At 65.9% G+C, this 22,816-nt stretch carries 23 protein-coding genes and 1 pseudogene; 10 read left to right on the top strand and 14 right to left on the bottom strand.

Annotated features, from left to right (window positions below; translation table 11 throughout):
• Positions 1–34: 34 nt before the first annotated feature.
• Positions 35–1,207, bottom strand: a complete 1,173-nt coding sequence (locus H5395_RS14420) for an IS1182 family transposase (RefSeq protein ID WP_182793270.1) — start codon at positions 1,205–1,207, stop codon at positions 35–37.
• A gap of 170 nt (positions 1,208–1,377) precedes the next feature.
• On the opposite strand from H5395_RS14420, the gene H5395_RS14415 reads away from it, so the two are divergent.
• The 4 genes from H5395_RS14415 (at position 1,378) to H5395_RS14400 (ending at position 5,505) form a co-directional block, all read left to right on the top strand.
• Positions 1,378–2,220 carry a hypothetical protein gene (locus H5395_RS14415; RefSeq protein ID WP_182793269.1) on the top strand — a complete coding sequence of 281 codons (843 nt, stop codon included), beginning with the start codon at positions 1,378–1,380 and terminating at the stop codon, positions 2,218–2,220.
• Between the two features lie 178 nt (positions 2,221–2,398).
• Positions 2,399–2,599, top strand: coding sequence for a helix-turn-helix domain-containing protein (locus tag H5395_RS14410; protein WP_182793268.1), 201 nt, complete (start codon positions 2,399–2,401; stop codon positions 2,597–2,599).
• A 168-nt stretch (positions 2,600–2,767) separates the two neighbouring features.
• On the top strand, positions 2,768–4,453 hold the full coding sequence (locus tag H5395_RS14405; RefSeq protein WP_182793267.1) for a tyrosine-type recombinase/integrase: 1,686 nt from the start codon (positions 2,768–2,770) through the stop codon (positions 4,451–4,453).
• Positions 4,450–5,505 (top strand): tyrosine-type recombinase/integrase, encoded by a 1,056-nt coding sequence (locus tag H5395_RS14400; protein ID WP_182793266.1) that lies wholly within the window; start codon positions 4,450–4,452, stop codon positions 5,503–5,505. Before H5395_RS14405 ends, H5395_RS14400 begins: the two co-directional genes overlap by 4 nt.
• Positions 5,506–5,814: 309 nt before the next feature.
• Here H5395_RS14400 and H5395_RS14395 read toward each other — a convergent pair whose 3' ends face one another.
• The 3 genes from H5395_RS14395 to H5395_RS14385 are packed head-to-tail and all read right to left on the bottom strand — an operon-like array spanning position 5,815 to position 8,250.
• Positions 5,815–5,952 (bottom strand): hypothetical protein, encoded by a 138-nt coding sequence (locus tag H5395_RS14395; protein WP_182793265.1) that lies wholly within the window; start codon positions 5,950–5,952, stop codon positions 5,815–5,817.
• Between the two features lie 56 nt (positions 5,953–6,008).
• Positions 6,009–6,428, bottom strand: coding sequence for a hypothetical protein (locus H5395_RS14390; RefSeq protein ID WP_182793264.1), 420 nt, complete (start codon positions 6,426–6,428; stop codon positions 6,009–6,011).
• The gene (locus H5395_RS14385; RefSeq protein WP_220495058.1) at positions 6,418–8,250 is read right to left on the bottom strand and encodes a tetratricopeptide repeat protein; all 1,833 of its coding nucleotides are present in this window, start codon (positions 8,248–8,250) and stop codon (positions 6,418–6,420) included. The genes H5395_RS14390 and H5395_RS14385 overlap by 11 nt, the downstream gene beginning before the upstream one ends.
• A 115-nt stretch (positions 8,251–8,365) precedes the next feature.
• Here H5395_RS14385 and H5395_RS14380 point away from each other — a divergent pair, with 115 nt between their 5' ends.
• The 3 genes from H5395_RS14380 to H5395_RS14370 all read left to right on the top strand — a co-directional run bounded on the left by H5395_RS14380 (position 8,366) and on the right by H5395_RS14370 (position 11,359).
• Positions 8,366–9,397: a hypothetical protein gene (locus H5395_RS14380; RefSeq protein WP_182793263.1), complete on the top strand. Its 1,032-nt coding sequence runs from the start codon at positions 8,366–8,368 to the stop codon at positions 9,395–9,397.
• 264 nt (positions 9,398–9,661) lie between these two features.
• Entirely contained in the window at positions 9,662–10,249 is a 588-nt protein-coding gene (locus H5395_RS14375; RefSeq protein WP_182793262.1) for a recombinase family protein, read from the top strand.
• Positions 10,250–10,585: 336 nt separating this feature from the next.
• Positions 10,586–11,359 carry an enoyl-CoA hydratase/isomerase family protein gene (locus H5395_RS14370; RefSeq protein WP_182793261.1) on the top strand — a complete coding sequence of 258 codons (774 nt, stop codon included), beginning with the start codon at positions 10,586–10,588 and terminating at the stop codon, positions 11,357–11,359.
• 6 nt (positions 11,360–11,365) lie between these two features.
• Here H5395_RS14370 and H5395_RS14365 read toward each other — a convergent pair whose 3' ends face one another.
• The 9 genes and pseudogenes from H5395_RS14365 to H5395_RS14325 form a co-directional block, all read right to left on the bottom strand.
• Positions 11,366–12,037 (bottom strand): Crp/Fnr family transcriptional regulator, encoded by a 672-nt coding sequence (locus H5395_RS14365; protein ID WP_182793260.1) that lies wholly within the window; start codon positions 12,035–12,037, stop codon positions 11,366–11,368.
• Between the two features lie 73 nt (positions 12,038–12,110).
• Entirely contained in the window at positions 12,111–12,488 is a 378-nt protein-coding gene (locus H5395_RS14360; protein WP_370576465.1) for a type II toxin-antitoxin system VapC family toxin, read from the bottom strand.
• A gap of 62 nt (positions 12,489–12,550) precedes the next feature.
• Positions 12,551–12,808 carry a type II toxin-antitoxin system Phd/YefM family antitoxin gene (locus H5395_RS14355; RefSeq protein WP_182793259.1) on the bottom strand — a complete coding sequence of 86 codons (258 nt, stop codon included), beginning with the start codon at positions 12,806–12,808 and terminating at the stop codon, positions 12,551–12,553.
• A gap of 115 nt (positions 12,809–12,923) precedes the next feature.
• A complete protein-coding gene (locus H5395_RS14350; RefSeq protein WP_182793258.1) occupies positions 12,924–13,181 on the bottom strand; it encodes a hypothetical protein in 258 nt (85 codons plus the stop codon).
• The gene (locus H5395_RS14345) at positions 13,181–13,825 is read right to left on the bottom strand and encodes a ParA family protein (protein WP_182793257.1); all 645 of its coding nucleotides are present in this window, start codon (positions 13,823–13,825) and stop codon (positions 13,181–13,183) included. The genes H5395_RS14350 and H5395_RS14345 overlap by 1 nt, the downstream gene beginning before the upstream one ends.
• Before the next feature lie 108 nt (positions 13,826–13,933).
• The gene (locus H5395_RS14340; protein WP_182793256.1) at positions 13,934–14,986 is read right to left on the bottom strand and encodes a replication initiator protein A; all 1,053 of its coding nucleotides are present in this window, start codon (positions 14,984–14,986) and stop codon (positions 13,934–13,936) included.
• Between the two features lie 293 nt (positions 14,987–15,279).
• A complete protein-coding gene (locus tag H5395_RS14335; RefSeq protein WP_182793255.1) occupies positions 15,280–15,657 on the bottom strand; it encodes a hypothetical protein in 378 nt (125 codons plus the stop codon).
• A gap of 82 nt (positions 15,658–15,739) precedes the next feature.
• A complete protein-coding gene (locus H5395_RS14330; RefSeq protein WP_255440690.1) occupies positions 15,740–16,090 on the bottom strand; it encodes a type IV secretory system conjugative DNA transfer family protein in 351 nt (116 codons plus the stop codon).
• 79 nt (positions 16,091–16,169) lie between these two features.
• Positions 16,170–19,132 (bottom strand): annotated as a pseudogene (locus tag H5395_RS14325) (Tn3 family transposase).
• Positions 19,133–19,341: 209 nt separating this feature from the next.
• Here H5395_RS14325 and H5395_RS14320 point away from each other — a divergent pair.
• Positions 19,342–19,911: a recombinase family protein gene (locus H5395_RS14320; protein WP_182793254.1), complete on the top strand. Its 570-nt coding sequence runs from the start codon at positions 19,342–19,344 to the stop codon at positions 19,909–19,911.
• Here H5395_RS14320 and H5395_RS14315 read toward each other — a convergent pair.
• Positions 19,888–20,430, bottom strand: coding sequence for a type IV secretory system conjugative DNA transfer family protein (locus H5395_RS14315; RefSeq protein WP_182793253.1), 543 nt, complete (start codon positions 20,428–20,430; stop codon positions 19,888–19,890). The genes H5395_RS14320 and H5395_RS14315 overlap by 24 nt on opposite strands.
• A 56-nt stretch (positions 20,431–20,486) precedes the next feature.
• Between H5395_RS14315 and H5395_RS14310 the strand changes: the two genes are divergently transcribed.
• Both H5395_RS14310 and H5395_RS14305 read left to right on the top strand, forming a co-directional pair.
• Positions 20,487–20,654 carry a hypothetical protein gene (locus tag H5395_RS14310; protein WP_182793252.1) on the top strand — a complete coding sequence of 56 codons (168 nt, stop codon included), beginning with the start codon at positions 20,487–20,489 and terminating at the stop codon, positions 20,652–20,654.
• 865 nt (positions 20,655–21,519) lie between these two features.
• A complete protein-coding gene (locus H5395_RS14305) occupies positions 21,520–22,548 on the top strand; it encodes an IS110 family transposase (protein WP_182793251.1) in 1,029 nt (342 codons plus the stop codon).
• Positions 22,549–22,816: the final 268 nt, after the last annotated feature.

Raw genomic sequence — 22,816 nt, 5'->3', positions numbered from 1 at the left:
GTCATCGGTGGGCGTTGATGCCGTCGGGGGGCGGTCACAGCATCAACGCCGTGCAGCGTTCGCGCAAGTGGCACCCCTTGCAGGCACCGCGATTGCTGTAGTCGATTTTCACATTGTCGCGGGATTTGCTCGCGTAGCGCGCCGACAAAGCCTGCTGGCCGGGACAAATATAGGCGTCCTGGGCTGCATCGTAGCGGAACTCGTCCTTGGAGAAGAAGCCTCCGCGCACCGCAGGCCCGCGGATCGGCTTGGGCACGCAGGCAGTGATGCCCGCCGCCTCGCAGGCTTCGATGTCCTCGATCTTGAAGTAGCCGCGGTCCGCGACAGCCTCGATCCGATCGACGCCGAGCGTCTCCATCGCTGCTTTCGCCGTCGGTGCCAGCAGTCCCATGTCGAGAACCTGGTTGCTCACCTCCTGCCCGGCGATCATCTTGTGCTTCGTGTCCACGGCGAGCTGGACGTTGTAGCCGACACCGACCTTCGTCATGCGTGCCATGGCGCGGGCATCCGGGTCCGTCAGCGAGATCTGGTCCTCGCCAGTGCGGTCCAGGCCATCAAGCAGCGCCTTGTGCCGGTCACGCTTGCCCTTGATCGCCGCGATCTTCTCCGCCAGCCTACCGCCCGAGCGATTGCTGCCGCTCGCCTTCTCCTCGTCGGCATCGCTCAGGTCCAGCCGCTTCATATAGTCCGCCAGCTTCTCGTCCGCCTCGCGGATGAACTTCACGAGCGAGGTGCGCGTGAAGTTGCGATCCTTGTTGTTGACAGCCTTGATGCGCGTCCCGTCCACCGCCAGCAGTTCCCGCCCGAACAGGTCGAGCTGGCGGCAAAGGATGACGAACTCGCGGAACACCTGCTTGAAAGCCGACCGGTTCACGCGCCGGAAATCGGCAATGGTGCGAAAGTCCGGCTTCAAGCGCCGGAGCAACCAGATCACCTCGATATTGCGATGCGTCTCCGCTTCCAGTCGCCGGCTCGACCGCACCCGGTTCACATAGCCGTATATGTAGAGCTTCAGGAGATCGGCCGGATCGTATCCGGGACGCCCGGTAGCCTTCGCCGTCACCCGCACGAACCCGACGGCTTGGAGATCGAGGCTGTCAACGAAGGCCTCGATGAAGCGAACCGGGTTGTTCGGCCCGACATAATCGTCCACCGCTTCCGGCAGAAGCAGGAGCTGCGAGCGGTCTGTTCCAGAAAGATGCGCCATGGCAAAAGTTACCACAGGCAACTGCACACTGGAATCCCGAATGGGTTTTCAGACGGTCTGCCTAATTTATGCACATCGCAGAGCCCCGTCCTGCGTCCAACTGCCACGACGACTGTCGTCTCCCCAGGCAGACGGATAGAATGTGTGAGCCCGGATGAAAGGACTTTTTGATGCCTCCTGAGGATGCGGAGGTCGAAGAGGCCCATCTGTTCATCAACGCCGAACCCTTTGTCCGCTCGGTGCAGTGGCGGATCGGGGTCAGCTCGCTGACGGGCGCCCTCACGACGGAGCAGATTACAGACCTTGCCAGCCGGTTCGAGATCGGAGCCGATGCTCTGAAGCGCCTGTCTTGGCGCCTCGAGTTGGTTCTGGAACCACTTCAGCACCCCAACCTTGTTGCCGTCGACTCTCGCAAGGCCCGGAAGCAGGGAGACGACCGGCTGATGGAAACGTTGAACCGGCTCGGGCGGGCAGACGATCTGCTGGAAGACTCCTCGCGCGCGCTGCAAGAGCTCTACATTGACCCCAGGTCGGATCCGGAGAATGCCGAAGCACTCGGCCGTGTCAGGAAGCGGCTTGGTCTGGTCATATACCGGCTGGGCCAGGTGCACTGCGCCCTTGAGGCAATCCAGCGCAGTTCCTCGCCGATGGTGCTTGCGCCCTGGGACAAGCGCGCCATCCGCGACCAGCGTCGGGGGCCCGTGCTCAATGCCATCTTCAAGACCTGGAAGGATCACGGACCTCCACGCAGCTACACGAGCGATCCGGGCACTGGTGAGCGCTCCGGTCCGTTGCTGGATTTCGTGAAGGCCGTCACCGCGTATCTCACCGATCCATCCACACCGGTCCCGCAGGACACGGTCGTCAAGGAATACGGCCGATGGCTTCGCTGGCAGAATGACGATCAGGGGGCGGCCGAGTTTCAGGCCTTTTACGAGCAGTGGCGGCAGGAGAGGGCAGAACGCGCGGCTGCGCCTGACGCCGGCGAGGATATCGATCGGGACGCGGATTGAGCATCAGGCCCACTTAGACGGGGCAACTCTTGTCCGGCAATGTGCCGCCATGTCCCATGCTGATCATCCCGGAGCCATCGACCTTCCCTCCGGAGGGGGATGCCACGGCGGGTACGCAGCACGGCAGGCCGATCCGCGGCTTGCCGGTCGGGACGGCTCTCCTTGCACGGACAGATCGATGACCCGAACTTCTTTCTCCTTCCCTGAGCGCCAGCTGCTGACAGTGCGGGACGTCGCCAGACTCGATGGCGTGTCCGAGAAGACCGTGCGGCGCGCGATCCAGGTCGGATTGCTGCCGGCGCTGCGTATCGGCCCGGGCCAGCGCCTGTTGCGCATCCATCCCGCGGCCCATGCGGCCTATCGCACCGGCGGCTACTGACGTCCAGCAGTGTCCACAAATATTGATAATTTTCAGTATAATGGTGGTTCTCGGGAATACATCTAAGAACCTGACCAGGGTCTTTAGGGGTTTCTGTATTCCCGAAAACAGCCTAGTGTCCACTCGTGTCCTCCCGAGAGACCTCCTGACCAGAAGGACCCCTTCCCGATGCCCCGCCCGTCCCCCGATCACGCGCTGATCCCTGCAGGAACGCCAAGTTTCGCGGAGCTGATGACGCGCATCGAAAGTGCGCCCGATCTGCCCGATCTGCGTCGTCGCGATTTCCTGTCCGCCCTTCGCCGGACCGCCGAGGCGCTCGGCATGCCTGCGGAACAGGTGATGGCTTATCCTTCCTGGCTGCAGCCACGTCTCGAGAGGATCCACCCGGCGTCCCTGGGCCTCTCCCCCAAGTCATGGAGCAACATCCTCAGTGCCGTGCGGGGCGCCATGCGCGAGTTCGATCGTGCGAAGCCGCGGGCCAACCGGCGCAAGGATCTCGCGCCGAGCTGGCGCGCGCTGTGGGAACGCCTTGAAGGCGACGGGGAGAAGGCTGTGTTGACCGGCATCAGCCAGTTCAGCTTCTTTCTCAGCCGGAGCGGCGTGGAGCCGGAGGATGTCGGCGATCACCATGCGGCCGCATACCGAGATGCGCTGGCGGAAGCCGAGATCCGCAGATCGCCCGAGGAAACCTATCGCAAGGCTGTCCGGGCCTGGAACCGGGGTGCCGACCGGCTCGCGTATTTTCCGAAGGTGAAGCTTTCGGCTCCTTCGCGCCGCAAGCTCGTCCGTGTCGCACCCGACACCCTTCCCGAGACCTTCCAGGGCGAGCTGGAGCGCTATCTGAAGGACTTGGCCGCGCCCGACCTGCTGTCGAGCGACAGCTTTCGGGCGCCGCTCCGCAGCACCAGCATTGAAGCCCGCCGCAATCAGCTCCTCCATTTTGCCGGAGCCATGGTCCGGGCCGGCGTGCCCGCCCAGGAGATCACGTCGCTGGTCGCCCTGGTCGATCCGCGCCGCCTGAGGCAGACCCTTGAATGGCTCCTTGAGCGCGCCGGCGGAAAGAAGACCCGCGGGCTTCACCTCACCGCATCGGCCTTGTCGGCAATGATCCCCCATCTCCCGGATCTCGACCCGCAGGCAGCCGAGCAGGCGCTGGTTCTGCTCAGGCGGCTCAAAATGCCGCGGACCGAGGGAATGACGGACAAGAACCGCGAACGGCTCCGCAAGGTTCAGAACCCCGATGCGCTGCGGGATCTTCTAACCCTTCCCACCCGGCTCTTTGCCGAGGCGGAAGCAGAAGGCTTGTCACTCCGCGCGCTGGTGAAGCGCGAGGATGCGGTCGCCCTGTCCATGCTGATCTTCTTTGCCATGCGGCGCAGCAACCTGGTCCGCACCCGGCTCGACCATCACTTCGAGCGCTCCGGCAAGGACTCGGTCTACCTGGTCTACGCAAGCCAGGAGGTGAAGAACGGCCGCACCTTGGAGTACGAGGTCCCGCTGGAACTGGTGCAGATGATCGATCGCCTGGTGGTGGTTCGATCGCCCCTGCTCTGCCCGGCCGGCACGCCGTGGCTGTTTCCGAAACGGGATGGTCAGGGACCCATGCTGGCAAGCACCATGTCAACACGGATCAGCAACCGGATCCGGCGCGGGCTCGGGATCGAGTTCAATCCCCACCTGTTCCGCCATCTCTCGGCCATGATCTATCTGGGTGAGCGTCCCGGCCACTACGAGGCCGCACGGCGCCTGCTGGGGCATTCCACCGTCAGCAGCACGATCTCCGCCTACGCCGGGCTGGAGACGCGGGCCGTGACCCGGCAGTTTGCGAGCTTCATCGAGCAGGCGCGCGCATGAACCATCGGAGATTGCCCTTTGAGCAGTGGCCAGCCTGTGACCAGGCCCTGTGGCGGGAGCTGACGGCAACAGGGAGCATTCTGGATGGCAGCGGGGCATTTGCCGAGCTTCGTGCAGCCACGCTGCAGTCCCGACAGGCCGGCTATGCCAACTGGTTGGGTTGGCTGTCACGGACGGAGCCGGATGCTCTGGCAATGGCGCCTGCGGATCGTGTGACCCGACCCCGGATCATCGCCTGGCTGGAGACCTTCTCGGGGAAAAGCCCCTACACCACGCTTCTGCGTCTCGATGCGCTGCTGTCCGTGGCGCGGGTTGCAGCCCCGGAAAGGGACTGGAGCTGGGTCCGGCCCTTGCGACAGCATTGTAACTACAAGGCACGCAATCATCGCTCATCCCGGAAGGCGGGCCGGATCCCGTCATCTGCAGAGCTTCTGCAGGCGGGCCGCGATCTGGCAGGGACGCCTCCTCAGGACGGATCTGCCCTGCAGCGGGCGCGGAACCTGCGGGACGGCACCATGCTGGCCTTCCTGGCGCTGGTGCCGATCCGCAAGCGGGCGTTCCAGGCCCTGCGCATTGGTCAGTCGTTCAGAGTCGAAGCGGGCACGATGCGGGTGGTCCTGACGAGCGAGCTCACCAAGACCGGGGTCCCCTGGGACTGCGAGCTTCCCGAAACGCTGTGCATTCTGATGCGCGACTATCTCGCCCACGGCCGGCCGGTGCTGCAGCAGCAGAGTGAACCTGTTGTCGATGAGGGGGCTCTGTGGCTGGCCGATAGCGGTCGGCCCTACAGCTATCACTACATCGGGATCCGGATCTCGCATCTGACGAAGCGGCATCTCGGCATGGCGGTACCGCCGCATTTCTTCAGAGATGCCGCGGCAACAACCCTCGCCCGCCTGGGTCCAGAGGCGGCGCGGATTACTCCTATCCTCCTCGGTCATGCCGATACGAGAACCGCCGAGCGCCACTACAATCACGCCCGCATGATCCAGGATAACCGGGATCAGATTGGCTTCATTCAGAAACGAATGGCTGGGGTTATGGACACATAGCCAGCATGAAAGTTTGATTTATGCACGTCGCGCTCCTGCCCATCGCAGGGGCAGTAGCGCTTGCCACAACAGCAGCGCTCAGAACTCCAGGCTCCCCGTCGTGGAGCCTGCGGACGTTCGCAAACCCCCATGCCCATCGTCCCAAGTCAAGCCATGGACGGGAACCAGGGCCACCGGCTTCACGGCTTGCGCAAAGGCCAGGAGACGAGTTGCCAGCGAGGGGCAGGACAGAGGGCGAGACCGGGACAGCTACGAATGATAGATACAGGTCCGGAGCTGCTCCCGAACCGGCCTCGGCCGCAAGCTTCTTTAAGCTTTTCCAAGTCCGCCAGGATTTTCTTCAGCAATGCGGACGATCGTTCCCAGAAGCTGCAGCCGCCGGAACGGCAGCCGCACGCCGCTGTCGCCGAAGACCAGCGTCGCCGCATTCCCGTCACCGGTGATCACGATGCTCCGGCTGACATCATGCCCGTGAAAAGAACGGTCCATCCGCTACGTTCCGATCAGACGCCGAGGCCGACCACTGCCAGGATCCTGTGCCAGTTCGTACCGAGCCAGGAAGCCAGAGCCTTGACCTTCGGTGCGACATTCTCGATCTGGTCGCCGAAGTCGCTGGCTTTTTTGGCGTATCCGAGCGCACGATCCACCGCCGATCCAACCTCGTCGCGGTCCGGGTCAGGCTTGGTGGCCTCCTCTTCGGCGTCGGCGAGCGCGCGCTCGATCTTGCCGCGATCGGGCGTATCCAGCGAGGCGAGCAGTTCCCGCAGTTCCGCGAGCTCGATGGCCGGCTGGACGGTGTCGGGTGACGGCAGCGTCACCTTGGTTCCGCTCATCGTCGCCTGGTTATGATCTCCGGTTATCACCTGGCTTCCGGTCATGTCGCGCCCGACATGCACCGACCGATCGTCCCCACTATTCGTCATCTTCTTCTCCCTGTAGACGCTGAAAGATCTCGATCACCGGTCCGATCAGCTGGAGATCAGGCTGCCGGCCGATGCCCTCTCCCAGCGCGATGTATCGCTGCAGGTACATCGCCATCCAGTGCCCGACCGCCCCCGGCTGTGCGATGAAAAGGGGCCGGAGAACGAGGATGGCTTCTCCGATCGCATCATGGGCGCCCGGTTGGTCGTTTGCGGCATTGCGGATATCGGACAGTGCGCCGAGCGATACTGAAAGCGCCTCGGAGAAGGCGTCGGGCCTGACCTCGGCAAGGGCGCGGTAGAGGCCGACGGCCTCCTCGATGGCGGCCAGGGCCTCCTTGTGGCGGCCGAGATCGGAGAGCCGGCCCGACAGGTTGTTGAGCGCACGGGCGAGGTCGGGCCGGAAGGCGTCTGGCCTGGCTTCGGCGAGGGCGCGGTGGATGTCGGCGGCCTCCTCGATGGCGGCCAGGGCCTCCTTGTGGCGGCCGAGATCGGAGAGCCGGTTCGACAGGTTGTTGAGCGCACTGGCGAGGTCGGGCCGGAAGGCGTCTGGCCTGGCTTCGGCCAGGGCGCGGTGGATGTCGGCGGCCTCCTCGATGGCGGCCAGGGCCTCCTTGTGGCGGCCGAGATCGGAGAGCCGGTTCGACAGGTTGTTGAGCGCACGGGCGAGGTCGGGCCGGAAGGCGTCGGGCCTGGCTTCGGCGAGGGCGCGGCGGATGTCGGCCGCCTCCACGCTGGCGGCGAGGGCCTCCTCGTGGCGGCCGAGATCGGAGAGCCGGTTCGACAGGTTGTTGAGCGCCCTGGCGAGGTCCGGTCGGAAGGCGTCTGGACTGGCTTCGGCGAGGGCGCGGTGGATGTCGGTGGCCTCCTCGCTGGCGGCCAGGGCCTCCTCGCGGCGGCCGAGAGCGGAGAGCCGGTTCGACAGGTTGTTGAGCGCCCTGGCGAGGTCGGGCCGGAAGGCGTCGGGCTTGGCTCGGGCGAGGGCGCGATAGAGGCCGGTGGCCTCCTCGCTGGCGGCGAGGGCCTCCTTGTGGCGGCCGAGATCGGAGAGCCGGTTCGACAGGTTGTTGAGCGCACGGGCGAGGTCGGGCCGGAAGGCGTCTGGACTGGCTTCGGCGAGGGCGCGGTAGAGGCCTGTGGCCTCCTCGCTGGCGGCCAGGGCCTCCTCGCGGCGGCCGAGAGCGGAGAGCCGGTTCGACAGGTTGTTGAGCGCCCTGGCGAGGTCCGGTCGGAAGGCGTCGGGCTTGGCTCGGGCGAGGGCGCGATAGAGGCCGGTGGCCTCCTCGCTGGCGGCGAGGGCCTCCTCGCGGCGGCCGAGATCGGAGAGCCGGTTCGACAGGTTGTTGGCCCAGGTTGCGGCGCGAGCAGCGTCCCGCTCCTCACAGCCGGCCGCGAGTCGATCCCGACTCAGGCGCGCCGCCCGTCCGGTGATCTCCAGCGCGTCCTCGCGCAGCACCGTCGTTTGCACCGGCAGCGCAAAGGCCAGTGGCTCGATCGTCTCGATATCGTCGAGCGCCCCGGCGAGCCGGCGCAGCCAGCCCATGACCCGCCGGCCCGTCGCCCGCTCCTCTTCGCTGGCCTCCGGATCCTCGAGCGAATGGGCATAGTCCTGCAGCAGCCGGACCAGCGCCGCTGCCGCCCGCGCTCCTGTCGCCCCATAGGCGCGCAGGACGAGATCGGACGCCTCCGCCTCGATCGCCGCCTCGCCGCCCAAGGCCTCGATGATCAGCCCCTCGCCGATCAGGTCCGGCTGGACCGTCCCGAGGCGCGGTTCCTCCGGAGCGTCCCCGACCTGCCCCGCCGGTGGCAGCTCCTGCTGCAGCAAGGTCGCGATTGCCCCGGCGTCGCCGGAAAGCCCCGCGGCTGCGAGCTCGTCGGCCAGCGCCCGGGGCAGCCCCCCCCACCGGCAGCCCGCCCGCCAGCCCGTTGAAGGCCGAGAGATGGGTCATGGCCCGCGCCTGCCCGTGCTCGGCAAGGCCGTTCAGCCGCTGAAGCTCGCGCCGCGCCAGCCGCCGGGCGGCGTCGAGGCGGCGCAGCGCCAGCGCCGCCCGGGGCTCCTGGTCGACCGCCAGCGCCCCCGCCATCATCAGAGACAGCGGATTGCCGAAGCGCGGCTCACCGAGCAGGGCGTCGAAACCCGCACTCTCGCCGGCTGCCGGCACCGGCCGGGATGGCTCCATCCCCCGGAGCCGCGCCGCAGCCGCCAGAGCGGCGGTCATGATGGCGCGCCGGTCTTCAAGTGCGTCGAGACCCGGCAGCGTGGTCGGGCGCAGCCCCGGATCGTGGAACAGGTCGCGCCGCGCCGCGCCGGCGTTCAGGCTGGAGCCGGTCAGCTCGTGCCACCAGCCGAACCCTTCCGGCGCTTCCCGCTCCAGCAGCAGGAACCGCAGCTTGCCCGGGTGGGTCTCTCCGGCGAGCTGGTCAAGCCAGCGGCCGAGCTCGCCATGGGCCTGAGCGGCGTAGTCGATGACCACCAGCGTCGGCCGCTCGGCGACAAAGGTCCGCGTCGCCAGGGCCTCGACCACCGGGCGCAGTTCCGACGCCGAGATGAAGCCGGCGACCCAGCCACCGCTCTCCGCAGGCGCGACGCCCCGGGCGGCGTCGACGCGGCGGCAGAGCTCGATCGCGAGCCGGGTCTTGCCGGAACCGGCGCGGCCGATCAGCGCCCGCACCGAAAGGTCGGTCTCCTCCGTGAGCCAAGCCTCGAGATCGGCCAGCATCTTCGCCCGGCCGACGACCGGCACGGCGGCCCGCGCCGGGTTGAGGATGTCGAGCTCGCGCCGCTCACCGGGCGCGAGTGCCCGGCGCCGTTCCGGCGGCGGGACCTGCAGCCGCCGGAATGGCAGCCGCACGCCGCTGTCGCCGAAGACCAGCGTCGCTGCATTCCCGTCACCGGTGATCACGATGCTCCGGCTGACATCATGCCCGTGAAAAGAACGGTCCATCCGCTACGTTCCGATCAGGATTCTTGAAGGCAAACGCGAGAAGTAAGCCGGTCTGTACCAAGTTCAGGATGTAAGAGTTCAAGTGCTTCCGTCAACTTGTGTCACGCGGCTGTCGACCCCTGCGGGATTTTTGGACCAGCGTCGCTGCGGAGCTCATTGAATATAAACGACCCATGACGGGCTCACGTCGAAGCCCGCATCAGATGCGTCTGGCGGGGGGCAGTTGTGCAGAACTTGTGATTTACGCACCGCCGGCTCGACCCAAGCGGATCAGCAGCTTAGTCTGTGCATATGTCCTGTGCAGAAGATGACCGCTCCGCCACCCCGCTGGCCCGCACCCTGGGCTATGCACGGGTAAGCACTGACAGCCAGGCGCTCGCGCCTCAGGTTGAGAGCCTCAAGGCCGCTGGCGCGAGCCATGTGTTCCGCGAAACCGCCTCTGGGGCCAAGCGCGACCGCGCGCAGCTCGCGCGGCTCCTCAAGGAGGTGCGTCCCGGCGACGTGGTGCTGGTGACGCGCCTCGATCGGCTCGCGCGCTCCACGCGCGACCTCCTCAACGTACTAGGTGCCATCACAGAGAAGAGTGCCGCCTTCCGCTCCTTGGGCGACCCCTGGGCCGACACTACGAGCGCGCATGGGCGACTCATGCTCACGGTGCTGGCAGGCCTGGCGGAGTTCGAGCGCGAGCTGATCCGCGCCCGCACCGGCGAAGGGCGAGCCCGGGCCAAGGCCGAAGGCCGGAAGATGGGGCGCAAGCCCAAGCTCACGCCGCATCAGCAGCGCGAGGCCCGTGAGAGGCGCGAGGCGGGCGAGAGCATCACGGCGATCGCCCGCAGCTACGCGGTGCACCATTCCACGATCTCACGGCTCTGCGCATGATCCCGGTCCCTGCCGCCTGGGACACCAGGTAGGAGGGCGGCAGGGGCCGGGGTCGTCCTGCATCAGGCGGGCGCCTGGCCAGCCTTGATCTTGTTGTAGACGGCGCGAAAGGCCGAATGGTGCCGGTAGGCGCCGAGCGCCTCCACCGGCCACAGGTCCACGCGGCCGGGCTGGTCGGGCCGGAGCGGCAGGTGCCGGGCGGACCGCCAAGACCCTCGGCCGCAGGCCGTGGAGCAACCCTCCCCCACGAAGCTGCTTCGCTGTCGCCCCGGCGACAGCACGATACCGTGTCACTTGCTAAGCTCACCTCAGCAGCCGCACCGGAGGGGGAATCGCATGGCCTGGGACATCGAGGAAGTGGACGGCTGCGCGGTCGTGCGCATGAACACCAACAAGGTGAACGTCCAGAACGACCAGTTCTTCGCCGACCTGCACGGCGCCTTCGACCGGCTGGAGGCCGAGTCCGCCGACTTGCCCGTGGTGCTGACCGGGCATGGCGACGTGTTCTCGGCCGGGATCGACTTCCAGTACAGCTTCGACATCTTCGGCAGCGGCGACGAGCAGACGATCCGCGACTGGTACCGCAACTACCGCGAGACCAACCTGCGGATTTTCCGGTACCCCCGGCCCACGGTCGCGGCGGTCAACGGCCACGCCATCGCCGGCGGCCTCATCACCGCGCTCGACTGCGACTTCCGCATCGCGGCACGCAAGCCCGCCAAGTTCGGCCTGAACGAGGTGCCGATCGGCATCCCCATGCCCGCTGCCTATGTCGAGATCATCAAGTATGCCTTGGGCGAGCAGGTCGGCGCGCTGACCACGCTGCGCGGGTTGCTCTACTCGACAGAGGAAGCCGAAAAGCTGGGTTTCTTCCACGAGATCGTCGCGCCCGAGGAACTGCTGCCCACCGCCATCGCCTGGGCGAAATGCGTCGGTCCCGATTGCAACACCGCCTACGCGATGTCGAAGACGGCGCTGCAGGACAGCGTGATGCGCCAGATCGAGGAGCGCACGGTCGCCCTCGACGCGCTGATCGGCAAGGGGATGAGCGACCCCGGCAACCGCCGTGCCCAGGACCGCCGCCGGGTCGAGATCATGAAGAACCGTTGAGGAGTGTCATCTCGCCTCCATCACATAGACGCGCAGCCGGGCCGGGTTCACCACCAGCGGCCCGCGCGGCGAGGCAGGCGCCACTACCCCTTCGTGTCGGAGGGCCGCCAGTGCCACGTTCACCCGCTGTCGCGACAGGCCCGAAATCAGCGCCAGTTCATGCTGCGGCACCGGCAGTTCCTGCGCGGCCTCGCTGTGGGCATCGGTCAGCATCAGCAGTGCGCGCGCCACCCGCATTTCCGGGGCGAGCAGACGCGTTGCGGCCAGCATGCCGACAAATGCGCCCATACGCTTGTTCATGATCCCGGTCAGGAAGTGATTGAAGGCAAGGGACTCGCGGCGCAGCGCCTCGAACGTCCGTGCAGGGATCAGGCAGATGTGCGCGGGCGTCAGTGCGCGCAGGTCGTAGCGGCGCATCTCGGCCTTCAGCAGCGAGCCCTCGCCACCCCATTCGCCTTCGCGCAGGCAGTACAGGGTGGTCTCGGCGCCGTCCGCGCCGACGACATACATCTGAAGCAGCCCACGCATGAGACCATACCAATGCGCACTGGGCTCGCCGGCGCGCGCAATGATGGTCCCGGCGGCTGCGTGCCTTTCCCTGGCGGTCTCAAGCACCAATGCCCGGGAGGTCTGGGACAAGGCTCGAAACCAAGGCCATTTCTCCAGGAAGGCACTCATATCCTCTGTCGTCACGACTGCTTTCCCTGCATCTGCCCGTGGAGCCGGCAGTGTGAAATGGCCGCAGGCAGGCCTAGACGGCTGGTGCCACATCCGTCCTTGCGAAATCTTGGCCCACGTAGAGGAGCGGGCATCCTGTCTCGCGCGCCAGCGCATAGGCGAAGCAGTCGCCGGAGTTGAGCCCGGCGGGGTGATGACCCCTGCCCCAGGCGGCATAGGCTTCGGCAACCCGCGCGGCTGCGGTCGCGGTGACGGGCACCACCTCCACGCCGCCCTCGGCTATGAGCGCGGCCATCTCTGTCCCGATCCTGCGGTTGCCCGCAACGATCAGGGCCTCGGCCAGCGTGCCCCCTGAGATCAGGAGACGCGCCTCGGAACCCAGAACGGTCGCGCAGGCCACACCTGCGGGTTCCCCCAGAAGCACCGCCATCAGGGCCGAGGTGTCGAGCACCACGGCCTCCAGAGCTTCAGGGCTTGCCTGCTCGCGTGCGGCTTGCCTCCTAACCGCCCCTCTCACCCTGGCAGCCCGTCGTCGCCATAGAGGAAGTCCTGGCTGCGTGCGGCCTCAGGCCCGAGATGCAGGTTCCGGACGGCGGAGCGTTGCAGTCTTTCGACGAGCAGCTTTCGGGCGGCGCCTGTAGGGACCGGTGCCATCGGCACGATCCGCGCCGCCGGCTTGCCATGGCGGGTGAGCACAACCTCCTCGCCCGCCTCGGCCTGCCGCACGAGATCGGTCAGGCGAGCCTTGGCATCAGACAGGGGGACGTGCATCGGACGGGCTCCAAGCTGAACTTTAAGTAACATGGACCATATAGTGGTCCAGATCAAGCAGCGACTGCTAAGGCTGTTTACCAGAGTCGTCCTAGTTCTCTAGTTTCCTACTACTCTAGACTTTCCCGTAGCGCCCTTCGAGGAGCTCCAAGGCTTCCGCCAGTAGTTCGGGCACCTTCTTCCGCGTCCGGATCGCCAGCATCTCGTAGCCATCCGCCACCCCGCGTGTCACTCTCTTGTTAAACTGAACCTTTTCGCTTTCGGCCACTTGGGTGAACTTCTCCCCCCTGCCCGTCCCCGACACCTCTGCGGGATGCTCCGTAGCCTCACTCCGGCGGCGCGGCGGCTCTGCGATTTGCAATCCCTTCGCCATTACGCCGCCACCTTCCGCCGCTTCATGAGCTGATCGACAATTTCTTGGGCAACCTCGATTACCCTCTCCTGGACCTTGGCAAACGGGACCTCGGACGCAGCACGTCCTTCCGCGTGCCCTTGGCGGATCGACGCCAGTTCCGGGAAGACAGGATCGAGCACCGACATCCTAGCCTTCTGAAGATAAGACCGAGCGGCCTTGTCCTCGGCGTCCGAGCCTTTGGCGCGACAGAACACGAACAGGATGCTCGCAGGATCAATGCCGGCCTCTTCCAGTTCGTAAGCGGCCTCTATTTGCGGCTCCATGTCATCGAGGCTGTAACCGGTCGGCATCACGACGAGATCGCTGGCCCTCGCCATGACCTTGCCCCCCTGCTCCGCATGGGCGGGCCCGTCCAAGATCAGCAGGTCATAGCGGTCGGCCTCTTTCAACGCGCGATCAACCGTGCGGAACTTCTCGACCGCTACGTCCGGCTGAAGCCCCGCCGAGTCACGCCGTGCCTTCCACTTGGTCGAAGTCCCCTGCGCAGGGTCTAGGTCGGCAATCTTCGCCGTCCATCCGGCCTTGGTGACCTCGACCACCAGCAGCCGCGCCAGCGCACTCTTGCCGACGCCCCCCTTCTGCGAAATCAGAGAGATAATCATACCAACTTCCTAGGATTCTCCTTCCGCAGGATTGCATTATCTTAGTATGCTAGCAAGAATAAATGTGCGAAAGCTAGGAAGCTATAAACCTATACGTGAGGGGTGTGCCTAGGGGCGTCCGCGCTTCTCATACCAGCTCTGGCAGAACTTCACGTAGTGGCGGGCAGGAGCCTTGGGCTCAATCTCGTTCTCGCCCAGCCAGGAGCGCCACTCGTGTTCGAGCATGTACACATCCCAGCCGGGAGCGACGATCCGGGCGTCATTGTAAGCCTCAGGATCGAGCCGTCCTGACCAGGGATCGACTGCTTTTGCCAGGGCCGTAGTGTTCCGGTTGCGGAACGTCACCATGTCGTTCTCAAGTGATATGGCGTAGTCGGGGATATGCAAGTGCGCTGCATCCTCCGCGACGATGGTCGAGAGCAGCCGCCGGAACTCCTTGTCCGTCGAGTATGAGCCGGACTTGGCCTTGAGCTTCTGAATGCCAATCCTCCATTCCGCCTGCGATCCGCAATGCTTCCGCGCAATCTCGTATAGCCGCCGCTCCAACGGCTTCCGCAAACGAAAATAGTTGCGGTGCAGGGTGAGCACTTCGCGCGCCTTGATCGCGTTGAACACCCATTCCGACAGCGTGACCTCGATATCCTGCATACGACCATCGCGAGTCTGGCGAACAATGCGGAACCGGTCGATCAGGCCAAATCCATCCAGGACTTCAACATCACCGGTCGTCACATTGGTCGTGATCCGGGTTCCCGACAGGCGCTCCAACGCCGCACGGAGTTGTTCGTACCCCCGCCCATCCTTGCCGCGATTGGTCGCCGTGAGCAGGTCATATGCCTTGAACCGCAGGGTAGGGCGAACGTCCGATTCATGACCATCGTTAATGGCCGCCATTACCTGAGAGATGCAGAAGATCAGGATGTCCCTGTCATGGACCGTCGCGAGACCCTTCACGGATGGCGTGACCTCCACGAAGTTCTTGCCGTTCTCATACCGGCGCACGTTCAGGTCCGGCTTCGTAGAGATAGAGAAGACCGGGTGCTCCATGGATGCCATGTCCCCTTTTGGGGCTGCATCGAAGATGTCGCACACGAAGAAGTCGCCCTGCTGCATCCGGTCAGGGAGGAGGGGGGACCGGCTTTTCGTGTTTTCACCCACCATGCCTTACCTTTCGTGCTTTCACACACCACGTCAAGCACCAACGTGTTTTCACACACCAAACTTCGTGCTTCTACCCACCGTCTAACGTGTTTTCACACACCGGACATTTAGAAAATTATATCATTTTCAATATGTTGTTGGGGAAATTTTGGGGCGTAACACATACTTAACACAGATTTAACACTCAGGGCCTGTGGATAACTCACTCTTCCCATGACGTAGGTCCCCATCCGCTGTCGACCTGATCGCCTAGCAGGTGACGTCTCTGCCTCTGAGCAGGTGAAGGGGGCTGCCTAGAACAGAGCACTGAGAAACACCGTCATCGCGATGCCTGTAGAGACAGCGCCTGCCCAGACCCAGGGCACCCGCCTGCGCCAGCGGGCGGCGGCATCGATCTCCTGACGCAGACGTTCGAGTGCGGTCTCTTCCGCCTGTTCCAGCTCCTTCAGGCGGACGGCGGTGGTCTCGTGGTCCTTGCGGATGGTCAGGACGGCACCGGCAAATTCATCCAGGACCCCATCGAGCGCTGTCTCGACCTCGGCGCCGATGAAGCGGGCATAGCCGGCCGGGTCGGTCTGCTGTTCGGTGCGCTTCGCGGCGCTGCGGGTCTTCTCCACCGCCTTGGCCATGGCCTCGATCCGCTCGCCTTGACTGTCGATGCGCGCCGACATGCTGGCCACGACCTGGCCCAGGAGGTCGAGGGTTTCGCGCAGGGCGATGTCGGACAGGGCAGGGGGTGCGGGTGGGAGTTTGTCAGGCGGCGGAGTGCGGGGGGAAGAGGCCACGGAACTCGGGGTCGGCGTGGTAGCGGAGCTTGCGGGCCAGGATCATCGGGCAGCCCTGCAGGCGCAGGAGCTGCAGGTGCGCGGGCATCTGCATGATCTCGTCCGGGGTCAGCAGGTCGCGCCCGGTGAGCTGGTGGGTGGTCGAGGAAGGGTCGCCGGGACGGTGGCTGGTCGTGGCGTAGCTCGTGGTCGCCTGGCCCATGAGCTGGCTCAGGGCCTTTGCGGTCTCGTAGTCGTTGACCCCGAAGGTCTGGAGCACGCCGGCGTTGGCGACGAAGGTGTTGGCGCGGGCGCCGTAGAGGGCGCGCAGCTGGCTCAGGTCCTGCAGGCTGGGCTCGCTGCAAGGAAGTGCTCTGAGCGCGCGCTAAGGATGAACGAGGCGGGAACGGCTGACGCGGTCAGGCTGCGAGGAGGGAAGGCTTGGTGCGGAGGGGCCGCAGCTCGCCCGGCGGCGGCTGGGTATCGGCATCCCAGGCGTAGTCGCCGGTGAGCGAGAGGTGCTCCCAGCCGAGCGGCGCGACGTGGCGCATGGTGTCGGTTCCCACGCCGAGGTCGGCGGCGGCCAGTTCGAGATAGCGCGTATTCCAGAGGATCACGGCCGCAACAACGAGGTTCAGGCCCGAGGCGCGATAGGCCTGCTTCTCGAAGGTGCGGTCGCGCAGCTCGCCGAGACGGCAGAAGAAGATGGCCCGCGCCAGCGCGTTCCTGGCCTCGCCCTTGTTCAGCCCTGCTTGCGTACGCCGGCGCAGGTCGAGGTCGCGAAGCCAGTTGAGCATGAAGATCGAGCGCTCGAGCCGGCCGGTCTCCCGCAGCGCCACCGCCAGCCCGTTCTGGCGCGGGTAGGCGGAGAGCTTCCTGAGCAGGGCCGACGCGGTCACCGTGCCCGAGCGGATCGAGGTTGCCACGCGCAGCAGTTCGTCCCAGTGCCGGGCGACATGCGCGATGTCGATCGGGCTGCCGGCGTTGACCAAGGGCGCGAGCAGCGGATCAACGGTCAGGCCGGGCGGCAGGTGCAGCCGGCGGTCCCTGAGGTCGCGCAGGCGGGGCGCGAAGCGGTAGCCGAAGAAGGGCATGAGGCCGAACACGTGGTCGGAGGCGCCGCCGGTGTCGACCGCGTGCTCCTCGATCGCCAGCCCGGAGCGGTGGTAGAGAAGTCGAGCACGTGCGGCGCCTCGCCGGCGGTAGTGGCGATCACCCTGGTGTGGAACGGCCCGTACTGGTCGGAGACGTGGGTGTAGAACGAGACGCCGGGCTCGTTGCCGTGGCGTGCGTTCACGTCAGCGACGGCCTCGCCGGGGCCGCCGGCGAAGAAGTGCTGGCCATCGGAGCTTGCCCTGGTGCCGTCGCCCCAGACCCCGCTCAGGGCTAGGGCGCGATGCGCATCGATCAGGCGCGCGAGCGCTTCCGCATAGGCCGCCTCGCTGACGTGCCAGTCGTGGACGAGGGCGAGCTGTCGCAGGCTGGCGCCGCGGCAGGTCTCCGACATGCGGGTCAGCCCGAGGTTGATGCCGTCGGCCAGCACGCAGGTCAGGAGGGCTGCGCGATCGTCACAGGCCCGCCCCGTCCGTCGGTGGGTGAAACAGTCCGAGAAGCCGGTCCAGCCATCGACGTCGAGCAGGACATCGGTGATCCGCGCTCGCGGCAGCCGGTCGTAAAGGGCCTGCCTGACGGTCTTGACCGCGGGTGGTGTCACGGCGCGCAGGGGTGTGATCGCCAGCCCGGCCTGGTCCAGACGCACGTCCGGCAGCGCGCCGGCGCGAGCGAGCGCCGCGACTGATGCGGCGGCCTCCTCGAGGCGGGCGCGGCGCTCGGCGAGGTGATCCTCGAACCGGGGCGCGACAGCCAGCGGCAACGGGCCCGACGCCTTGAGCGCCTCATAGGTCGGGCGCGGCAGGAGGTGGTCGTCGAAGGCGCGGTAGCGGCGCGCGCCGGCCACCCAGACATCGCCGGCGCGCAATCGCTCCCGGAGCTCCGAGAAGGCGCACAGCTCGTAGGCCGCGCGGTCGACGACACCTTGGCTCACGACGAACGGGCGCCAGCGCCGCGGCACAAACCTGAGCGGTGGCGAGGCTGGCAGCTTGCGCTTGCCGGCGGCGCAGGTGGCGCGGATGAGTTCGAGCGCGGCCATGAGGTCCTTGACCGCGGGCGAGCCCTCGAAGGCGAACGCCTCGAGAAGCCGAGGCCCGAACACCCTGACGCTCTTGTGGCGCGTGATGAGCTCGGAGGTGGGATCGACCAGCTCCGGCCCGGAGAGCGCCTCGGCGCGTGCGACCGCGGTCTCGAAGCGGCCCCAGCCCACCTTGGCGGCGATGGCGCCATCGAGGTCCTCGCCGCGGCTTCGGGCTTCGATCATCGCCCGCCCCGAGAGCGCGAACACGCGTAGGTCGCCTTGCACCTCGCGCATCGAGCGCGCCGCGCGCTCGTCGGCCTTGCGCTCCGCCGCGCGGCCGAGCGAGGCCATGAGCTTCTCGAACATGGCGAGCGCCGCGTCGGTCAGCGCCGCCTCGAGCGCGATCGCGGCGGCCGCGAGCACGGCGTGGCGCCTGACCGCGTTGAGGCCGGCGAGGTGCTGCACCGCGACCCGCAACCCCTCGTCCGCCAGCCGCTCGAACGCCGGGGCCGGCAGGGTGCCGGCGCGGGCGCGGTCGATCCCGAGGGCGCGCACGTGGCTCAGGCGCTCGATGAGCCTGAGCACGTTCTTCGGCGCCGGCGACTGCGGCGCGGTCCTGAGCCATCCAAGCCAGGTCAGCCTGCCGGTCGCGCGCGGGTCCAGCAGCGCGTCCAGACGCCCGAGCGCCTCCTCATCCAGGCCGGCGGTCAGCACCTCGTGGCCCAGGCGTTCCGCACGCCGCCGAGCGCCACGGATCACCGCCTCGAGCACGAGCGGCGACGGAAGGGCCACGCGCCGTCGGCGCAGCTCCTCGACGAGGATGCCGGCAAGCTGGCCAGGACGGACGATCGTCTGGGCGGCCGCCGTCAGGAAGGCGACCGTCGCGTGCGCGGCCCGGCGATCGAACGACGAATAGCCTCCCGTGCGCATGGCTTGTCCAAGGTGCGCGCGCCGGGTCGCGGCGCGGTGCGCGTAGGCCCCGAACGCCGACGCCGGCACCCCCAGCTGGTGGGCGACATAGACGAGCATGGCATCGGGCGGCGCCTCGCCGACCTCGAGCACGCGCCCGGGAAAGCGCAGATAAAGGAGTACCAGCGCATAGCCGAGCCGGTTGCCGTCGCCGCGCCTGGCCGCGACCTGCGCCAGATCGTCGGCTCCCAGTGTGTAGTGGCGAGCGATCTCGCGTTCGTCGGCGGGCGGCTCCAAGTGGCGCGCCCACAACTCGTCGCTCAAGAGCCGCCGCCTCGCCATCGGTCTTCTCCCCTGCCCAAGACCGGCCGCCTGCGTCAGGGCGCCTAAGGAGGCCGTGACCTCTGCGAGCGCGCAGCCGCCGACGTACGCCCAGTCCGTCAAACCTCCGTCTGGCGGTCGGCGCCCGACTTGTCCGGCAACATGCGTTGACAGCGGACAAGCGGACAAGATGATAGGTGGACGGGAAAGCGGACGGAGACGCGAGCCGGATGGCGCTGATCGGTTATGCAAGGGTGTCGACGGCCGAGCAGAGCCTAGCTCTTCAGCGTGACGCACTGGCCGGGGCCGGCTGCGAGATGGTGTTCGAGGACCAGGTCTCCGGATCGAAGGCCGAACGGCCCGGCCTGGCCGCGGCGCTGGCCCACCTGCGCCGCGGCGACGCTCTCGTGGTCTGGAAGCTCGACCGGCTCGGCCGCTCCCTGGCGCACCTCATCGAGACCGTGCGCGGGCTCGAGGCCAGGGGCGTGGGCTTCCGGTCGCTGACCGAAGGCATCGATACCACCACCCCCGGCGGCACCCTCGTCTTCCACCTGTTCGGTGCTCTCGCCCAGTTCGAGCGCGACCTGATCCGCGAGCGCACCAATGCCGGGCTCAAAGCGGCCGAGGCGCGCGGCCGAAAGGGCGGCCGCAAGCCGGTCGTCACCCCCGACAAGCTCGCCCGCGCCCGCGCCCACCTCGCCGCCGGGCTCACCGTTCGGGAGGCCGCCGCGCGAGTGAAGGTCGGAAAGACCGCCCTCTACAAGGCCCTCGCCAGCTCAGGCATGAAGCCGGCGGAGTGAGGCCCGCCGCGTGCGCCCCCAGCGTACGATCAGCTCACTTTCTTGCAGCGACCCCAGGATCGGCCGAAGCTGGAGGCCGTAGCCCGCCATCAGCCCCATGGCCCGCCCCACCGCCTCCAGGCGGCCGAGGGCGGCGAACTCGTCGAGGAGGAACAGGGTGGGCTCCCGGAGGGGCTGAGAGGCCCTCTGCGCGGCTCTTGGGGCCTCTGGGGCGCCTTGGGTGGTCTCGACGTCCCGGGCGATCTCTGCAAGCGCCTGGCTAACCAGCAGGCGCAGCCAGCGGCTGTAGGCATCGAGCCGGTTCGGCGGCAGCACCAGGAACACGGAGGTCCGTTCGTGGCGAAGGCTGGCGAAGCCGAAGTCCGAGCGCGCCAGGCTGGCGGTGATGCGCGGGCTGTCGAGGAAGTGGGTGTGGCGCTGCGCCGAGGAGAGCACGCCTGCGGCCTCGCGGTCGGACTTGCCGAGGAAACGGTTGGCGGCCCGCGCGATCAGCCCGCCGGCGCCGTCGCTCTCCTGCATGAGCTGCAGGAGGCTGCGGAACTGCTTGGGGGCATGACATCCCGCAGGAAGCAGAAATGGGCGAAATTCGCGACCGGCTCAACCAAGTGCTTGGGCGCGACCAGCCCGGTTCGAGCAAAAGGCACCAGAAAAATCTGGAGAAAGACAGCGAACGCGAACGGCAGCGCAAAATTGAAATGGAGAAGCCATATAAGAAAAATAGAAACTTTGACTTGGAGCTATAATAGCTTTTAAAATAGGCAGATAGGTTCAGTATAGTTTAAAAATGAACCTTACGAAGTCAACTTCCTGGCGGCGTTTCTCTTACACGATACCAAGCATGCTGCTCTGCCAGTGAAGGTCCCATAACTTCACGTTCCGCTACGTAAAGGCGTGTACCCTTAGGCAGAACGCGACATGTATAATTGACATCACGACTGCCATTTACGAAGGGACTCTCTAACGCTCTACTAGTTCCGGTTTTATCATAGCCGACAATCATCGTCCTTCTGTCGGAAGTAAGGGTAATCCACGTGTCTACAGGAACAGAGTAAAAATTAACTTCTGTAAGTTCAGACCTAATAAAAGGTCCTCTAATTACTTCGCCAGTCAATCCGTTTACAGTCCCGGCAAAAACCCACGCTGTCTGACCTGGCATGCCTCGTGGGCATCCTGCTGACGCGCAGATGCTTGTCGTCCTAAGACTGGCCACCGCACCAAGTATGGCAAACATTAAAATGCCTAAGTATAGAAACCATCGGGAGCCACCAACTGCAACTGGGTGTGTAAGTTCTACATCGAACAGGAGAGGAACTTTCACCCGTTGGATTGTGCCCCCTCTCCACAGTATTAGTGAAGTGACGACAATAAGTGCCAAGGATGATAATCCGGTCCAGTTAGATAGACTGCAGGCCGTGTCCATATCAATGATCACTATCTGCAGATGTAACTATAGGGAGGTTGATCTGCTATACATAGACCAGGACAGAGTTCTATCTGAACGCTGCCACTGCTACATCGTGGCTCAGGGGGGCGTTGATGATGTAACCGCCCCCCGGCGGCATCTCTGTGTCAAGGTGGGTCTGCGACAATCTACACAGGGAGGCGGTCATGTCGGAGATTACCACGATCGGGCTCGATCTGGCGAAGAACGTGTTTCAGGTCCACGGGGCTGATAGCTCGGGCCGAGCCCTCCTGCGCAGGAAACTACGGCGGCATCAGGTATTAGCTTTCTTCACTACGCTCCCGCCATGCACTGTCGCTGTGGAGGCTTGTGGTAGTGCTCACTTCTGGGGCCGTGAACTTGCAAAACTAGGCCACGATGTGCGGCTGATCCCACCTGCCTACGTCAAACCCTTCGTGAAGCGGCAGAAGAACGATGCCGCCGATGCGGAAGCCATCTGCGAAGCGGCTTTGCGCCCGACGATGCGATTCGTACCGCTGAAGAGCGAAGAGACCCAAGGAGCTGCGATGCTCTTCCGCGTGCGCGAACTTCTGATCCGGCAGCGGACACAGGGGATCAACGCCCTGCGCGGCCATCTGGCCGAGTTCGGACAGATCGTGCCCCAAGGTGCTGCCAATGCCGCACGGCTGATCGCCATTGTCGAGGATCCAGACAGTGGTCTGCCCGGCCCGGCCACCGCCACGCTGCAGGTGCTGGTCGTGGCGCTCGCCCATCTCGAGATAGAGATCGGCAAGCTTGATGCCGAGATCGCACGGCAAGCGAAGGAGAACGAGGTCGCTCGACGTCTGATGACGGTGCCCGGCATCGGCCCGTTGATCGCCACGGCCCTCGCGGTCCTGGCTCCGCCACCCGAGACGTTCCGCAAGGCTCGGGACTTTGCGGCTTGGCTCGGTCTCACACCCCGGCAACATTCGACCGGCGGCAAGCAGCGGCTCGGGGCCACGACGAGGATGGGCGAACGCTCCCTGAGGCGGTTGCTGATCCTCGGTGCCAACAGCGTCATCATCAAACGCCACGTCCATGCCGCGGCACAGCCGGGCACCTGGCTCGGCGGGATGCTGATGCGCAAGCCGCGGATGCTGGTACGAGTAGCCCTGGCGAACAAGATGGCACGGATCGTCTGGGCCCTGATGACCCGCGGCGGCGTCTACCAGTCTCCGGCTGCGGCCGCGTAAAAGCCACCGTCAGTCGTGAGGACGTCGGAGCGGAGGAGAGCAAGGAGCAGTATGGCGCAACGGTCGTGAGACGGGATCAGAGGAACCAGCCTGTAACAAAGTGCCTCCGAGCACGTGGCGTTGATCTGGGGCCTGATCCGCGAACACCATACGGGCCCGCGGCATGACAATGGCCGCATCAGAGGCCGGACACATGTCAGCACCCGACACCGCGCCAAGACCAGCTCCGAAGATCCCTCTTGCACATGGGGCGGTTACACATGTTGCA

It is taken from the genome of Paracoccus sp. MC1854 (assembly GCF_014164635.1).
In the GTDB taxonomy this organism is placed as follows: domain Bacteria; phylum Pseudomonadota; class Alphaproteobacteria; order Rhodobacterales; family Rhodobacteraceae; genus Paracoccus.
Note: the sequence above shows the minus strand (reverse complement) of the source record. Positions and strands in the feature narration are given on the sequence as shown.

Bases quoted from the DNA above. Each gene is read 5' to 3' on its own strand.
- H5395_RS14420 (WP_182793270.1), bottom strand. From the start codon at position 1,207: ATGGCGCATCTTTCTGGAACAGACCGCTCGCAGCTCCTGCTTCTGCCG.
- H5395_RS14415 (WP_182793269.1), top strand. From the start codon at position 1,378: ATGCCTCCTGAGGATGCGGAGGTCGAAGAGGCCCATCTGTTCATCAAC.
- H5395_RS14410 (WP_182793268.1), top strand. From the start codon at position 2,399: ATGACCCGAACTTCTTTCTCCTTCCCTGAGCGCCAGCTGCTGACAGTG.
- H5395_RS14405 (WP_182793267.1), top strand. From the start codon at position 2,768: ATGCCCCGCCCGTCCCCCGATCACGCGCTGATCCCTGCAGGAACGCCA.
- H5395_RS14400 (WP_182793266.1), top strand. From the start codon at position 4,450: ATGAACCATCGGAGATTGCCCTTTGAGCAGTGGCCAGCCTGTGACCAG.
- H5395_RS14390 (WP_182793264.1), bottom strand. From the start codon at position 6,428: ATGACGAATAGTGGGGACGATCGGTCGGTGCATGTCGGGCGCGACATG.
- H5395_RS14380 (WP_182793263.1), top strand. From the start codon at position 8,366: ATGGGTCATGGCCCGCGCCTGCCCGTGCTCGGCAAGGCCGTTCAGCCG.
- H5395_RS14375 (WP_182793262.1), top strand. From the start codon at position 9,662: ATGTCCTGTGCAGAAGATGACCGCTCCGCCACCCCGCTGGCCCGCACC.
- H5395_RS14370 (WP_182793261.1), top strand. From the start codon at position 10,586: ATGGCCTGGGACATCGAGGAAGTGGACGGCTGCGCGGTCGTGCGCATG.
- H5395_RS14365 (WP_182793260.1), bottom strand. From the start codon at position 12,037: ATGAGTGCCTTCCTGGAGAAATGGCCTTGGTTTCGAGCCTTGTCCCAG.
- H5395_RS14355 (WP_182793259.1), bottom strand. From the start codon at position 12,808: ATGCACGTCCCCCTGTCTGATGCCAAGGCTCGCCTGACCGATCTCGTG.
- H5395_RS14350 (WP_182793258.1), bottom strand. From the start codon at position 13,181: ATGGCGAAGGGATTGCAAATCGCAGAGCCGCCGCGCCGCCGGAGTGAG.
- H5395_RS14345 (WP_182793257.1), bottom strand. From the start codon at position 13,825: ATGATTATCTCTCTGATTTCGCAGAAGGGGGGCGTCGGCAAGAGTGCG.
- H5395_RS14340 (WP_182793256.1), bottom strand. From the start codon at position 14,986: ATGGTGGGTGAAAACACGAAAAGCCGGTCCCCCCTCCTCCCTGACCGG.
- H5395_RS14335 (WP_182793255.1), bottom strand. From the start codon at position 15,657: ATGTCGGCGCGCATCGACAGTCAAGGCGAGCGGATCGAGGCCATGGCC.
- H5395_RS14320 (WP_182793254.1), top strand. From the start codon at position 19,342: ATGGCGCTGATCGGTTATGCAAGGGTGTCGACGGCCGAGCAGAGCCTA.
- H5395_RS14315 (WP_182793253.1), bottom strand. From the start codon at position 20,430: ATGCAGGAGAGCGACGGCGCCGGCGGGCTGATCGCGCGGGCCGCCAAC.
- H5395_RS14310 (WP_182793252.1), top strand. From the start codon at position 20,487: ATGGGCGAAATTCGCGACCGGCTCAACCAAGTGCTTGGGCGCGACCAG.
- H5395_RS14305 (WP_182793251.1), top strand. From the start codon at position 21,520: ATGTCGGAGATTACCACGATCGGGCTCGATCTGGCGAAGAACGTGTTT.